The sequence below is a fragment of the Marinomonas sp. A3A genome (genome assembly GCF_018336955.1).
GTDB lineage: Bacteria > Pseudomonadota > Gammaproteobacteria > Pseudomonadales > Marinomonadaceae > Marinomonas > Marinomonas lutimaris.
On record NZ_CP025532.1, the window covers coordinates 3,473,271 to 3,487,483 of the forward strand.

13 protein-coding genes are annotated in these 14,213 nt (G+C 42.8%); 6 read left to right on the forward strand and 7 right to left on the reverse strand.

What is annotated here, in order from left to right:
* Positions 1 to 390: 390 nt before the first annotated feature.
* A complete protein-coding gene (gene gnd / locus CYL31_RS16255) occupies positions 391 to 1,914 on the forward strand; it encodes an NADP-dependent phosphogluconate dehydrogenase (RefSeq protein WP_212916216.1) in 1,524 nt (507 codons plus the stop codon).
* Positions 1,915 to 2,026: 112 nt separating this feature from the next.
* Here gnd and CYL31_RS16260 read toward each other — a convergent pair whose 3' ends face one another.
* Complete coding sequence (locus CYL31_RS16260; protein ID WP_212916217.1) at positions 2,027 to 2,746, reverse strand: RNA methyltransferase; 720 nt, start codon at positions 2,744 to 2,746, stop codon at positions 2,027 to 2,029.
* A 326-nt stretch (positions 2,747 to 3,072) separates the two neighbouring features.
* Between CYL31_RS16260 and CYL31_RS16265 the strand changes: the two genes are divergently transcribed.
* Positions 3,073 to 3,861, forward strand: coding sequence for an inositol monophosphatase family protein (locus CYL31_RS16265; RefSeq protein ID WP_212916218.1), 789 nt, complete (start codon positions 3,073 to 3,075; stop codon positions 3,859 to 3,861).
* Positions 3,862 to 3,944: 83 nt separating this feature from the next.
* Here the strand turns inward: CYL31_RS16265 and CYL31_RS16270 are convergent, their stop codons facing one another.
* From CYL31_RS16270 to CYL31_RS16290, 5 genes are all read right to left on the reverse strand, one after another.
* A complete protein-coding gene (locus CYL31_RS16270) occupies positions 3,945 to 5,006 on the reverse strand; it encodes a Gfo/Idh/MocA family protein (protein ID WP_212916219.1) in 1,062 nt (353 codons plus the stop codon).
* A gap of 248 nt (positions 5,007 to 5,254) precedes the next feature.
* Complete coding sequence (locus CYL31_RS16275; protein ID WP_212916220.1) at positions 5,255 to 5,911, reverse strand: YceH family protein; 657 nt, start codon at positions 5,909 to 5,911, stop codon at positions 5,255 to 5,257.
* Positions 5,912 to 5,944: 33 nt separating this feature from the next.
* A complete protein-coding gene (locus tag CYL31_RS16280; protein WP_212916221.1) occupies positions 5,945 to 6,733 on the reverse strand; it encodes a sterol desaturase family protein in 789 nt (262 codons plus the stop codon).
* A 59-nt stretch (positions 6,734 to 6,792) separates the two neighbouring features.
* Positions 6,793 to 7,185: a DUF1801 domain-containing protein gene (locus CYL31_RS16285; protein ID WP_212916222.1), complete on the reverse strand. Its 393-nt coding sequence runs from the start codon at positions 7,183 to 7,185 to the stop codon at positions 6,793 to 6,795.
* A gap of 73 nt (positions 7,186 to 7,258) precedes the next feature.
* Positions 7,259 to 8,413 (reverse strand): MalY/PatB family protein, encoded by a 1,155-nt coding sequence (locus tag CYL31_RS16290; RefSeq protein ID WP_212916223.1) that lies wholly within the window; start codon positions 8,411 to 8,413, stop codon positions 7,259 to 7,261.
* 336 nt (positions 8,414 to 8,749) lie between these two features.
* Here CYL31_RS16290 and betI point away from each other — a divergent pair, with 336 nt between their 5' ends.
* The 4 genes from betI (at position 8,750) to choV (ending at position 12,542) form a co-directional block, all read left to right on the forward strand.
* Positions 8,750 to 9,331 carry a transcriptional regulator BetI gene (gene betI, locus CYL31_RS16295; protein WP_212916224.1) on the forward strand — a complete coding sequence of 194 codons (582 nt, stop codon included), beginning with the start codon at positions 8,750 to 8,752 and terminating at the stop codon, positions 9,329 to 9,331.
* 154 nt (positions 9,332 to 9,485) lie between these two features.
* Positions 9,486 to 10,421: a choline ABC transporter substrate-binding protein gene (locus tag CYL31_RS16300; protein ID WP_212916225.1), complete on the forward strand. Its 936-nt coding sequence runs from the start codon at positions 9,486 to 9,488 to the stop codon at positions 10,419 to 10,421.
* 81 nt (positions 10,422 to 10,502) lie between these two features.
* Positions 10,503 to 11,348: a choline ABC transporter permease subunit gene (choW, locus tag CYL31_RS16305; protein ID WP_212916226.1), complete on the forward strand. Its 846-nt coding sequence runs from the start codon at positions 10,503 to 10,505 to the stop codon at positions 11,346 to 11,348.
* Positions 11,349 to 11,351: 3 nt separating this feature from the next.
* Positions 11,352 to 12,542: a choline ABC transporter ATP-binding protein gene (gene choV / locus CYL31_RS16310; protein WP_212916227.1), complete on the forward strand. Its 1,191-nt coding sequence runs from the start codon at positions 11,352 to 11,354 to the stop codon at positions 12,540 to 12,542.
* A gap of 124 nt (positions 12,543 to 12,666) precedes the next feature.
* Here choV and CYL31_RS16315 read toward each other — a convergent pair whose 3' ends face one another.
* Positions 12,667 to 14,004 (reverse strand): glutamine synthetase family protein, encoded by a 1,338-nt coding sequence (locus CYL31_RS16315; RefSeq protein WP_012071185.1) that lies wholly within the window; start codon positions 14,002 to 14,004, stop codon positions 12,667 to 12,669.
* Between the last annotated feature and the right edge of the window lie 209 nt (positions 14,005 to 14,213).

Genomic DNA, 14,213 nt, shown 5'->3' on the forward strand with positions numbered 1-14,213 from the left:
ATATGTTATTTTATTACCATTTTGAAACTTTCCAAAAAACCCTAACCACATGAAAAATATAGAAATTACTTTAAATCAGTGTAATGAAACGAGAATCAACACCTAAGCACAAGTGATCGACACTATTTTTTTGTAGTTTTCTTTCTTTTTTGTAGTCTTTCTACTAAATAGAAACTTATTACCCACTCTAAGAACAACAAAAAACAACCAATGCAGCCCCGCAATTTTCTAAGAGAAAGCCACCTAAAATGTAAGGTTTCTATTAAAAAACATCAAAAAAACACAATTATTTGAATTTTTCTTGCCTCTAGTATGTCCTGAATCATAGCGCTTCATGGTAAGATTCTTTCTTCAATTTCCCCCAATTGTTCAAAAGGTTGATCGATATTTATGTTAAAAACGAATCAGAACTGCAATATTGGATTTGTCGGCCTGGGTGTCATGGGTAAAAACTTGGCCTTAAATTTAGCTGACCATGGCTACCGAGTTGCAGGTTTTGATCTTGACGCACATAAAGTTCAAGACGTTTTAGATACTGAAGCGGCAGAACGCCCAGATCCATCAGCAGAAGCTCGTATCATTGGCTGCTCAAACATGGAAGACATGCTTGCAAATTTAGTAAAGCCTCGCGTCATTGTTGTTTTGGTTCCTGCAGGAAGCCCTGTAGACGCCGTATGCAACAGCTTAATTGATGCTGGCCTAGAAGCAGACGATATCGTAGTAGACTGCGGAAACAGTCAATGGACTGATACCATTCGCCGTGAAGCGGAATACAAAGAAAAATTCAAATTCTTTGGCACCGCTGTTTCTGGTGGTGAAGTGGGGGCGCGTTTTGGCCCATCTCTTATGCCTGGCGGCGACGCCGATTCTTGGAAATATCTACAACCAATGTGGGAAGCCGTAGCCGCTAAAGTAGACGAGAATGGCAAACCCATCGTTAGCAACACACCAGGCAAACCTGTAACTGAAGGCGAACCTTGTACTGCTTACCTTGGGCCAAATGGCGCAGGTCATTACGTGAAAATGGTTCATAACGGCATTGAATATGCTGACATGCAGCTTATTTGTGAAGCTTACCATCTACTACGTTCTTTGCTTGGTTACGAACCTGAAGAAATTGGTAAGTTATTTGAAAAATGGAACCAAGGCGTTTTAAACAGCTACCTTGTTGAAATTTCAGCCGACATTCTTCAGCAATACGACCACAAAACAGGCGCTCCGCTAGTAGATATGATCCTAGACAGCGCAGGCCAAAAAGGCACTGGCCGCTGGACATCTATCAGCGCAACGCAAATGGGCGTTCCAGCAGGCATTATCAGCGAATCCGTTTATGCTCGTGCCCTAAGCACACTAACAGGTGAACGAGAGCTTGCTGCAAGCAAACTTGTTGCTGATGTAGAAAGTGGCGAAATTGAAGCCGAAGAAGTAGAGAAAGCAATCGAAGAAGCGCTTTACTGTGCGAAAATTTGTGCTTACGCTCAAGGCTTCCAACTAATGCGCGCGGCTGAAAAAGAATACGATTGGAAATTTAACTTCAGTGATATCGCTAAAATCTGGCGCGGAGGCTGCATCATTCGAGCATCTTTCCTACAAAAGATCGCTGATGCTTTTGTCGAAAACCCAGCGCTTGAAAACCTATTGCTAAGCGATTATTTCGCTGACGCCATGGCGAGCAAGCAAGCTGGTCTTCGCAAAGCTGTTGTCCTTGCAGCGCAATCAGGTATTCCAACGCCATCTTTCTTCTCAGCATTGGCTTACTTTGATGGCTACCGTTCTGAAGTTTTGCCTGCTAACTTGCTACAAGCGCAACGCGACTACTTCGGCGCTCACACCTATGAACGCGTGGATGCAGAGCCAGGTCAGAAATTCCATACTTACTGGCAAGAAGAAGGTCGTCCAGAGCGTAAAGCTTAAGACCAACTTCTAGCTCAAAAAAACGCTGACTTAGCAATAAGTCAGCGTTTTTTTGTTTCAGTTTGGATGCTGACCTATGCTTTTAGCAAAGCTCTGTCAAGCGAGCTAGTCATTACTTCATTTTCTTTTCCATCGAAGTCAACATACCTCTTAACATGCCCACTTCTTGCTGATCCAATCGCGAACGCTGAAACAAACGACGAAAACGTGTCATCACTTGCATTGGCATTTCAGGATCAAGAAACTCAGTCTGTACTAAGACTTTTTCCAAATGCTCAAGCAAGTAATCGATCTGCTCAACATTTGCCGCTGGCACATCCCATTTACTCGCAACCACTGGCGCATCTTTCATCAATAGTGTCTTCATGCGTAACTCATAGGCAATAACCTGTACTGCCGCACCCAAATTCAAGGAACTAAAGGTCTCAACAGAAGGAATATGCACATGATAATTACAACGTTGTAGCTCCTCGTTGGTGAGTCCTCTGTCTTCACGACCAAACACAAATGCCGTCACCAAGCCTTCATCAAACACTAAATCCGCAGCTTGCCTTGGATCTACCAAAGGCCAAGGAATATTACGTTCACGAGCACTGGTGCCGATGACTAGCTGACAATCAGCCAAGGCTTCTTCTAAAGTATCTACAACAACGGCATTATCTAAAATATCCGTCGCACCAGAAGCACGACTTACCGCTTCATCACTGGGATATTGCTTAGGAGCAACAAGATACAGATCTGCTAACCCCATATTTTTCATTGCACGAGCAGCACCACCAATATTTCCAGGGTGCGATGTATTAACAAGGACAATTCTTACTTTATTTTGCATTTTATGAGGTACCAATAATAGCAGTCGAACAATGCCGCGTATCTTAACAGATATTTATCATAAAGCCGCAAATCGATCAGTTTTCAACCAAAACTTCACTAGTAAAAAGTGCGCTGTTACGCTAGAATTCGCGCTCTTATTTAGGCGCTCGGTTTTAGCACTCTCTTTCTTTAGGGAATATCTACTTAGGTTATTTACTTAAGAGACTCTCCTTTGAGAGATAATTGATAAAACGGAGACCGCCCGCTCTTTAACACTTTATTTGGCAACTTATCGTCTTATAGACGGTATATGCATTTTAATGACGGAATAATTGACGGTAAATTATGCAACCTAGAATCAATGTCGCACTTAAAGCAGCTCGTGCCGCTGCAGAATATATTGTTCACTCGCAAGAAAAATTGCTTTTTGATAAAGAACAAGGTCAGTCCGCTGAACAAGTTTATCAAGCTGTTTGCTCTGGCGCAGAACGCAGCATTGTTTACCACCTAGAAAAAGCCTACCCAGCTGACACCATAACAACTCGCCTTCAAGGCACAGTTCAAAATGGCGAAGAAGGCGAATGGATCATTGATGCAATCCAAGGACAGCACTTATTTTCACGTGGCCTAACGGGCAACGTTATTACTATGAGCTACCTAGTTGCCGGTAAAGTGGAGCACGCTCTTGTGCTAAACCCTCACACCAAAGACGAGTTTTACGCTAGTAAAGGTCGTGGTGCCTACCTGAACAACTCTCGAATCCGTAGCAGCTCTGCACGTACATTAGAAAACGTGACTGTCGCAGCACAATTCCCTGCAACTGATCGCTTGATGCCTTACCTATCTGGACAATTCGCTGTGCTAACTGAAATTGCAGAGCAAGGCGCTCGTGCTGTTATGCAAGACTGCCCAGCATTGATGCTTGCTAACGTTGCAGCTGGTCGTCTTGATGCAGCTTGGGGCATTAAACTTCAAGAATGGGAAATGCAAGCGCCGCTATTCATTGCAAAAGAAGCTGGTTGTTTATTCGCTGGTTTTGATGGCTCACCAAGCCTAGAAAAAGGCGATGTACTTTGCGCAGCACCACGTTTGTTTAAAGTATTGCTGCCAACTCTAAACAAACACCTAAACTAAAACTGAACTTTGGTTTAAGAACATAGACAAAAAGGCTCTTTTCAGCGATGAAAAGAGCCTTTTTTATGATAATTATTTTCTAATTAATGCTTATGATGACCATGTTCATGATGATGGTGATGTAAATCCTCTTCATCATGGTGATGGTGGTGGTCACTAGAGCCATCTTCACCCGGATAGAACAAACCTATATCTTGACGAATCTCATCTAACGTTGCTATCAGCTCTAAACTGTTCTGCCAGCTATGATTAGGGCTTTGAATCAAACCTTCTTCAAGGCAGCGGTTCACTTCATCTACCTCAAACTGGTAGCCATTTCCGGGGAAATCAAACTCCACAGCGCGCTCTTTATTATCAGCGCTAACAACACGGCAGGATTTGGCTTTGAACCATTCTGAATCGATTTCAATATAACCTTTAGAACCAGATAACATGGCACGGTTCGGATTACACGAGATCAAAGACGCATCCAAAGAAGCAAGCTGTCCACTTTCCCAACCTAATAGAATTTGCTCGAACAGATCCACTTCCGTGTCGCCAATCACCGCTTGGTTCTGAACAAAGTCCGGCTTACCGAAAAACAATTGTGCTAAGAACACCGGATAAATCCCTACATCCAATAAAGCGCCGCCGCCAAGCTCAAGATTCATCAAACGATGATTAGGATCTGTAGGCCCAACAAAATTGAAACTTGCCTGAATGCTGTTCAGGTCGCCAATTTCACCTTCTTCAACCCACTCTACAACTTGCTCTATAACAGGATTAAAACGCGTCCACATGGCTTCCATGACAAACACGTTATGCTCTAACGCTAAATCGTAAAGCTCTTTAGATTGCACCTCATTGATAGTGAAAGGCTTTTCACACAATACAGCCTTACCCGCCAAAATACAGGCTTTGGTAAGATCGTAATGAAATACATGAGGTGTCGCTATATAGATAACATCCACTTCATGACTATTAATCAGTGAAAAGTAATCAATAAAGGCCAATTCGATATCAAATTCGGCCGCAAATGCATCCGCTGATGCCTTATCACGAGAAGCAACCGCACGAAGTTCGCCCGCTTTGACATGACAAAAATCACTGGCAAATAAATGCGCGATTTGACCTGTACCAATAATACCCCAGCGTACCTTCTTCATAGGATTCTCCCCATAGACTTAATCAAAGCATTAACGCCAACAACTTATTAGTGTTAAAAATAGCGACACTAAAAAACGCACGTAAGAGACCTTTGCACGACGTTACGAGCGAAACCAAGACGAGGCAAAAATAGACGAGAAAGCAGAGTTTATGAGTTATAAATGAGCATTTCGAGTCTGTTTTTAACAAAGTATTAGCAAGCACAGTAGTCGTGCAAATATCTCGCTAAGTTTGACGTCAAAGAAGACTATAGTCCACTGGCATTTTCAAGTTCATGAATGCGTTCATTTAATTTTTCAACTTGCACTTCTAATTCTTTAACTTTGGCTTCAAGTTGTTGAGTGTATTCATCGCTTGTATCAGAAGAAAAGGAGGCAGCTGGCCGCTCTGATTCTGTACAGAAGCATTCTTGATAGCGCTGCTCGCGCTTACCCGGCTCTCTTGGTAACAGGCAAACATAAGGGCCACCCGTTTTCGACTGCAGCGACTGCAAAGCTATTTCCACTTCGTCACGAGATTGGAAGCTATGCAAACGACCACTGCGTGAGCGAAGCTCTCCTGGCGTTTGAGCACCACGAACAAACATCAGGCAGATAATCGCCGTTTCCGCAGGCGATAATTGCAAATCGGAAAACTCCGTATTACAAAACCTGTGCTGATATTTACTGACTCGGCTATGAGATGCATTGATTTCAGTCACCAAGCCGCGAGCCACTAAAGCATCTACCGCGCCTTGCACCTCTATTTCAGACAGTTGAGTAACTGGCTCACGATTGGACTTTTGATTACAGGCATTTACGAGGGCATTCAAACTAAGAGGATATTGATCTGGCGTGGTAATCTCTTTTTCCATAAGACAACCAATAACACGCATTTCGATAAAATTTACTTCGTGATAACTCATAGTTTTTCCTAACTGCTTCTTCTTTATTCGTCTTTAACGATGCTTTTTAAATAATGTAAAAGGCATCACCAATACTTCCTTTAACGATCTTGGTTGATACGTAACCGTATCAGGCAGTCCTATTTTTAAATGTTCATCTCCTTCTAAGGCAATATTTCTTTTTGTCTTAAAAAACGTATCCCAAATACTCAGGAAAAATCCGTAATTACTGTTCGCCTCGAGGCTCACTCTTGAATGATGTATGCGATGCATATCTGGAGTAACTACTAGCTTCTTAACCCATGCCTCGATATTAACAGGCAACCTTGCATTAGTATGGTTAAACATAGCGGATGCATTCAATAAAATATCAAACGCCAGCACGGCTTCCACTGGAATCCCCAATAACCAAACGGCTAAGGCCTTAATACAAAGAGACAATACAATTTCGATGGGATGAAAACGCATCGCAGAACTCACATCCAATTCAGGATCAGAGTGATGAATGCGATGAATACACCACAAGAAAGGAACACGATGAAATAGCCGATGCTGCCAATAAATAAGGCAATCTAGCAATAGAACACTCAGTAGAAAAACAGCCCAAAAAGGCAAACCCAACACCCAAAAAAGACCAAAATCTGGGCTAAATAAAGCCACAGAAGATAGCAATAAAGGCTGAAAAACTCGAACGCTAACCGCACCGATGACTAACAAAAAAAGGTTATGGCACCAACGTTGCCGCCACTGCAAAAGAGCACCTCTTGGCCAATACCATTGCCAAAAAAGCAGCACACTAAAGACCAGAAAAAAAACACCCATACGGATAGTGAAATCTATCATTTAGCAAATAGCCTAGGATAAAAAAACCTTAAATATCAAATAACAAGCTGTAATAAAGCTTACTGAATAAGTACTGAAGGTTCTCGATGATTCAGTAAAAAATGAACTTTTATCTGTCCAAAAAGTTCCGCTAATACATTAAGGTTGATCTCATCTAATCGGTGAATAATAAAACAATTATCCCCAAATTGAACATGAGGTAAACGCTCAGCAAATGGGTAAAGTACGCTAAGATCCGAAAAATATACGCACAAATGATCTTCTCGTGCCGCCACACCATAAAGCCAACCAGCATTCTGCTGAAAGTAAGGAATGCCCAAACCGCCGACTAGCTCAGCCTCGGGGGCAATTAATTCCATCATTTGAATTATTTCCAGCAAATCTTCTCGAATCGCAGGAGAAGCTTGCTGGATATAGCGACTAACAAAATTACTCGATGCTAACGTCAACATAAGAACAGCTCCTGTAGATGCACTTTAACCTGAGCTCGATCTCACTTATTTGACTGTTTTAAAAGCAAATAAATCACATAAATTTGTGTTTTATGAGTGCCTCTTCAATACGAGTCATCGCTTGGTCGAGAATGGATCGGGGACAACCAAAGTTTAGGCGAACATAGTTAGGATTACCAAAATCTTTACCATCGGAAACACCAACACCAGCATCAACAAAAAATTGATACGGATTATCGAGCGACAAAGCTGACGCATCTATCCACGCAAGATAAGTGGCCTCTAAATGCACCATTTTCAGAGGTGTCGAAGCCAATCGTTCAACCAACAAATCTCGGCTGCCTTTCAAATACACCAACAGCTCATCGTGCCACTCTTGACCTTCTTCATAAGCAGCAATAGCAGCAGTTAGACCTAACATATTGGGCGATGGAATTAAGCCTGCTCTTTCTTTGTTAAATGCTTGACGCAATTCAGCGTTTTCAATCACCGCGAAAGCATAACCCAAACCCGCAATGTTGAAGGTTTTACTTGGCGCCATTAAGGTAATGGTGCGATTCGCAGCGTCTTTATTCAAACTGGCAAAAGGCACGTGAGGCAAATCATCCAAGATCAAGTCGCAGTGAATTTCATCACTCACCACCAGCAAATCGTATTTTTTTGCTAACGCGTGAATACTTAATAATTCCGCCTTGGTATAAACCGTCCCTCCTGGATTATGTGGATTACATAACAAAATCATCTTACTTTTAGGGTTGGCACAAGCCGCTTCAAATTGCACCATATCTGGCACCCAACGGCCATCATCAATGACCATATCCACATTTAATAAATCACGCTCCGATGCTAATGGCGCTTTCGTTAAATGATAATAAACAGGGCCAGGTACAACGATGCCATCACCTGCATTTGAGAAAACACGAACACTCAAATGCAAAGCGCAAACTAGTCCAGGTAAATGAACTAAATGCGCGCTAGAAATATCCCAGCCATAACGAGTAGACAAATGTGTTTGAATGGCTTTTGATAAAGCTTTAGGCGTATGCGTGTAACCATAAACGCCCTTTCCAACTCGTTGATTTAAAGCATCTTTAATGCAATCTGGCGAATCAAAATCCATGTCCGCCACCCACATAGGGATGACATTTTCAGGGTATTTTGACCACTTATCACTGCTCATATCCGATCTATCTATCAGGGTATCAAATACCGAAAAGCCGACATCCATAAAATAGCACTCCAACCTTTAATTTAGCTTTATAATTAACACTATCGCGCCTGAAAATTCCAGCCATAATAGCCAATAGGGGAAACGAAAAAGAGCAAGTTAAAATAGTACATTAAGTAAAATATGAGCACAAAAACACTCATTTCTTATCTTATACCGACAAAATACCTCTGAAAAAAAAGACAAAAAATTTTTAAAAACAAATTACCCCTTTAAAATCATATAATTATATTCTTTAGAGCACTAAGTTTCCTAATTGTCAAGGGTTGACCTAAATTACACAATCAGCCTAGTATAGTTTTCATTAAACGGCTGTTTAATAAAAAAGGATCCAAAATGCCAAAAGTTGGAATGCCCGAAATACGTAAACCTCAGCTCATCGAGGCCGCAATAAAGGCCATAGATAAATATGGTTTTGCGGGGGCAACAGTCAGTGTTATTGGTAAAAAAGCAGGTGTTTCTCCTGCCATCATCAACCACTACTTTGGTGGCAAGGATGGTTTATACGAAGCCACAATGAGAAGCCTAATTAGGGAATTCTTTGAAGGTTTATCGCAAGAAGTCAAAAAAGCGAAAAATAAAACAGCGAAACAAAAAGTCATGGCCATAGTGAAAGCCAGCTTTAGTCAATCTCAAACACACCCCCAAGTGGTCAAAGCTTGGATGGGATTTTGGGCATCAGCCATGCACACGCCCTCTTTGTATCGATTGCAAAATATTTACTCCAATCGCTTACAGACAGCATTGGTATGCGTACTAAAAGAAGAATTTGAAATTAGCAAAGCCCGCCGCATCGCCCTAACAGTTGCTGCACTGATTGACGGGATGTGGCTACGAGGCTCATTAGCCGGCGGCATAAATAAACAAGAATCAGCGGCTCAAATACAAGATTATTTGGATCTCGTGTTTAAAGAATAAGCCTTAAACACGCTATCACACGGATTTTTTTCTTACATTTTTTAGGCAGTCTACAAAACAACACTGCCAACGTTTTAGGAGTTCACGGTCAGTGCCAGCACTCGGCACTGTATTCGCTCATTGATTTTGAGTTCAATAGAAAGAGGGTAAGGGTATGTTAAATAAGGCAAAGAAGACCGCAATAGCCATTAGTATGGCAAGTGTTTCGGGACTCACCATGGCTGCAGATTGTTCAACAGTTCGCTTTTCAGATGTGGGTTGGACAGATATTACCGCCACCACAGCAGTAACCAGCGAGATCGTCGAAGGTCTAGGCTACAAAACCAAAACACAATTGTTATCTGTTCCTGTTACTTACACTTCGTTAGCAAATGGCGATATCGATGTTTTTCTTGGCAACTGGATGCCAACCATGCAGGCAGACATTGAACCTTACCTAAAAGCAGGTACTGTTGAAGACCTTGGTGCAAACCTAGTCGGTGCTAAATACACTCTAGCCGTTAGCAAAGACGCTTTTGATGCTGGTGTAACAGACTTCTCTGACATCGCAAAACACCGCAAAGAATTTTCTGGCCGCATTTACGGTATCGAACCTGGCAATGACGGCAATCGCATCATCCAAGACATGATTGATACTAACGCCTTTGATTTAGGCAATTTCCAACTAGTTGAATCCAGCGAAGCTGGCATGTTGTCTCAAGTTAGCCGAAATACCCGCCGCAACAAATGGATTGCCTTCCTAGGTTGGGCACCACACCCAATGAACGCCAACTTTGAAATGGAATACCTTTCTGGCGGAGATGATTACTTTGGCCCTAACTACGGTGGTGCCGACGTACACACTAACGTCCGTAAAGGTTACATCCAAGCATGCCCTAACGTTGGCAAGCTCATCACAAACCTAAAATTCTCTTTGCCGATGGAAAACCAAATAATGGGCGCCATTCTTGATGAAGGCAAAAAACCCAATATCGCAGCAAAAGAATGGTTAAAAGCGAATCCTGAAGTTCTTGATGCTTGGCTTAAAGGTGTAACCACTAAATCTGGTGATAACGGCCTAAGCGCGGTGAAATCACACCTAGGTCTGTAATACATCACTTGCACATCATAACGGCTCCCTTAACGACACACCGTTGAGGGAGCGTCATCGAACTATCGGGAGAACACATATATGAATTGGCTGACGGATAATAAAATCCCTCTTGGCGCTTGGATGGAAAACTTTGTCGATTGGCTGGTTACTGCGGCTTCCGGTTTTTTTGATCTAGTCTCTATAACGTTAGAAACCATGATAGTCACAATGGTCGACGCGATTGATTCGATTCATCCGCTTGCCGTTATTGCCATTATTTTAGTTGGCGTTTGGTTTCTTCATCGCAGCATTGGCCTGCTTATTTTTATAACCCTATCCTTACTACTGATTATTAATATGGGTTATTGGGTGGAAACTATCCAAACCCTAGTACTTGTCGTCTCGGCAACAGCAATAAGTGTATTAATTGGTGTTCCTATTGGCATTGCGGCCGCCCATCGGCCTTGGCTATACACCATGTTGCGTCCAATTTTGGATTTGATGCAGACGATTCCAACCTTTGTGTACCTTATTCCAACACTCATTCTATTTGGTCTAGGTTACGTACCAGGCTTGATATCGACCATTATTTTTGCGATTGCCGCACCAATTCGCTTGACCTACTTAGGCGTCAGTAAAGTACCCAATGAGCTTATCGAAGCAGGCCTAGCCTTCGGTTGTACAAAATCAAAATTGCTATACAAAGTTGAACTGCCAGCTGCTATGCCAAACATCATGGCTGGTGTCACTCAATGTATTATGTTGTCTTTATCCATGGTGGTTGTCGCAGCCTTGGTTGGAGCAGATGGCTTAGGGAAGCCGGTTATCAGAGCATTGAACACGGTAAACATTTCCCAAGGGTTTGAAGCAGGTGTTGCCATTGTATTGGTTGCCATCATGCTAGACCGAATTTGTAAGTCGCCATCATCTAAGAACGCGGGGTAATTTATGTCTGTTGTAACAATTGAAAACGTCGACATTGTCTTCGGTGACAATAAAGCAAAAACACTCCCTCTTATGGACAAAGGTCATACTCGTGATCAAATCCTTGGTATGACTGGCGACGTAGTTGGTGTGCAGAACGCCAACATTGAAGTCAACGAAGGTGAAATCTGCGTATTAATGGGACTATCTGGGTCTGGCAAATCGACCCTACTGCGCGCCGTCAACGGTTTGAATAAAATCGCCCGTGGCCGCTGTCTTGTAAGAGATGGCGACAAAATGGTCGATATGGCCAAATGTGACGATGCAACTCTACGTCACATGCGTACTCGTCGCGTATCCATGGTATTCCAAAGCTTTGCTTTAATGCCTTGGTTAACCGTACTTGAAAACGTCGCCTTTGGTTTAGAGATGCAGGGCATGCCAAAAGCCGAGCGTCTTAAAAAAGCACGCGAGCAGCTAAAAATGGTCAGCTTAGACAAATGGGCAAACAAAAAACCAGACGAGCTGTCGGGTGGTATGCGCCAACGTGTAGGTTTGGCAAGAGCTTTTGCCATGGACACAGACGTTTTGCTAATGGACGAACCTTTCTCTGCGCTCGATCCATTAATCCGTTCACAACTTCAAGATGAACTGATCGAGCTGCAAAAACGCTTAAATAAGACCATTATTTTCGTTAGTCACGATTTAGATGAAGCACTGAAGATCGGCACCAAGATTGCCATCATGGAATCCGCTAGAATCATTCAGGAAGACGCTCCTGAGCAAATCGTCCTAAATCCTGCTACTGAGTACGTAGAGAAGTTCGTTGCTCATACCAACCCTCTGAACGTGTTACGCGGTAGCTCGCTAATGACACCACTAACTGAATTGGCAGTACAAGACGAGCATGTTGTTATCAATGAAGACATTAAAATGAAACTAGAAAACGGTAAACTGGTTTCTGTGCAAGGACCAAGAGGCGACATTCCAACGGCTCGCTGGACACCAGAAACCATCCTTGCCAACGTGCCAGATAATACCGTCTTTATCGTTCCAGCCAACATCGCCATGCGTGATGCCGTAGAGTTACGCTATCACTCCAACCATTTCATGGTATTAGAAGAAGCAGATCAATGCGTCGGCATTCTCAACGACCATAACTTTTACCACGCCCTACTAGGTAAACACTTTGGACGCGAAGAAGCCGCGGCTTAGCGCTTTTCTCTAGATAAGACCAAATAAAGAAATAAGACCAATTTGAAATACAGATAAATAAAAAGGCCAGATGTTTAATCCATCTGGCCTTTCTTGTTTTGACGCTGCTTTCACACCTAAATCATCAAACGTTCAGCAACAAGTGCTCTCGTTCCCAAGAACTAATCACTCGGTTAAAGGTTTCAAATTCACTGCGTTTGACGCCCATGTAGGCTTTGACGAAATGTTCGCCCATGATGTCACAAAGCGGTTGGCATTCTTCCAAAAGACGCAAACCTTCTTCAAGAGTACGAGCGATTTCAACTTCTTCCGAAGGTGGCTTTTTACCTTCCACAGGTTCAGTAGGATGCAGTTTCTCTTTAATACCAAGATAACCACACGCCAATGTTGCAGCTATCCCTAAGTAAGGGTTGCAATCTGCACCCGGAAAACGATTTTCAATGCGCGTCGCCTCTGGTGGCGAAAACGGAATTCTTAGTCCTGCAGTACGGTTATCAAATCCCCACTGCATATTGATTGGTGCCGCCATATCTGGAGAGAAACGACGGTAAGAATTGACGTTTGGGGCAAAAAAACTGATCGCACTTGGTGTGTATTTTTGCAATCCACCCAAGTAGTTATAAAACAGTTCACTTGGGCTGCCGTTGTCATCAAACAAGTTTTTCCCTGTTTTGCTGTCCACCAAACTCTGGTGAATGTGCATCGCACTGCCCGGCTCATGTTGCATTGGTTTGGCCATAAACGTCGCGTACATACCATGCTTCATAGCCGCTTCACGCAAAGTACGTTTAAAGACAAATACCTGATCGGCCAAATCTAACGGATCACCATGGATAAAGTTGATTTCCATCTGCGCCGCACCAGACTCATGGATCAAAGTATCCACATCCAAACCCTGTGCTTCGCAATAGCTGTAAAGCGTATCAATCACTGGGTTGAACTCGTTCACTGCGTCTATGCTGTAAGAACGACGAGAAGTCTCTCGTTTGCCAGAGCGCCCTACTGCGGGTTTTAATTCATAATCTGGATCGGTGTTTGGATCAATCAAATAAAATTCTACTTCTGGGGCAATCACTGGTGTGATGCCTTCTTTCGCATACAGAGCAAGAATATTACGTAGAATCGTACGACTAGATAAAGGATGCAGCTGGCCGCTTTTATCATAACAATCATTGATGATTTGCGCCGTAGGTTCATCAGCCCAAGGCACTAATCGGAAGGTGTTCGGATCAGGGTGAAGCTCCATGTCTCGGTCGCTCGCATCCACCAACTCGTAGTGATTGTCAGCCCAATCACCGGTGACACTTTGCACGAGAATAGTCTCTGGAATACGCCCGAACAATTCTGCCAAGAATTTATACGTTGGATAAAATTTACCACGAGCGTTGCCCGTCATATCTGCCAACGTTGACTCGACTTCCGTTATTGAATGTTCTTTCAAAAAAGCTTCAAACTCTGTCATAACCCACCTTGTGCCAACGAATTTCTTTATTAAAACGGCTAAAAAAATGCCTATTGCGGATACAGTCTATTTGTTTACTATGATCACTAAATTAATTGATAATTTGGCTTTGAACATATTTTAGTTGATCGACTAAAGCAACTGCTTTTGCCAGAATGGGCCAAAATAAAACCATCATCTAATTCGATACCAACCTTTCGTTGCTATCT

What these genes read in the sequence shown, in the direction of transcription:
- CYL31_RS16270 (WP_212916219.1), bottom strand. Translation starts at nt 5,006, where the DNA reads ATGAAGAAGGTACGCTGGGGTATTATTGGTACAGGTCAAATCGCGCAT.
- CYL31_RS16260 (WP_212916217.1), bottom strand. Translation starts at nt 2,746, where the DNA reads ATGCAAAATAAAGTAAGAATTGTCCTTGTTAATACATCGCACCCTGGA.
- choV (WP_212916227.1), top strand. Translation starts at nt 11,352, where the DNA reads ATGTCTGTTGTAACAATTGAAAACGTCGACATTGTCTTCGGTGACAAT.
- CYL31_RS16280 (WP_212916221.1), bottom strand. Translation starts at nt 6,733, where the DNA reads ATGATAGATTTCACTATCCGTATGGGTGTTTTTTTTCTGGTCTTTAGT.
- CYL31_RS16285 (WP_212916222.1), bottom strand. Translation starts at nt 7,185, where the DNA reads ATGTTGACGTTAGCATCGAGTAATTTTGTTAGTCGCTATATCCAGCAA.
- choW (WP_212916226.1), top strand. Translation starts at nt 10,503, where the DNA reads ATGAATTGGCTGACGGATAATAAAATCCCTCTTGGCGCTTGGATGGAA.
- CYL31_RS16300 (WP_212916225.1), top strand. Translation starts at nt 9,486, where the DNA reads ATGTTAAATAAGGCAAAGAAGACCGCAATAGCCATTAGTATGGCAAGT.
- CYL31_RS16275 (WP_212916220.1), bottom strand. Translation starts at nt 5,911, where the DNA reads ATGAGTTATCACGAAGTAAATTTTATCGAAATGCGTGTTATTGGTTGT.
- CYL31_RS16315 (WP_012071185.1), bottom strand. Translation starts at nt 14,004, where the DNA reads ATGACAGAGTTTGAAGCTTTTTTGAAAGAACATTCAATAACGGAAGTC.
- CYL31_RS16290 (WP_212916223.1), bottom strand. Translation starts at nt 8,413, where the DNA reads ATGGATGTCGGCTTTTCGGTATTTGATACCCTGATAGATAGATCGGAT.
- CYL31_RS16265 (WP_212916218.1), top strand. Translation starts at nt 3,073, where the DNA reads ATGCAACCTAGAATCAATGTCGCACTTAAAGCAGCTCGTGCCGCTGCA.
- gnd (WP_212916216.1), top strand. Translation starts at nt 391, where the DNA reads ATGTTAAAAACGAATCAGAACTGCAATATTGGATTTGTCGGCCTGGGT.
- betI (WP_212916224.1), top strand. Translation starts at nt 8,750, where the DNA reads ATGCCAAAAGTTGGAATGCCCGAAATACGTAAACCTCAGCTCATCGAG.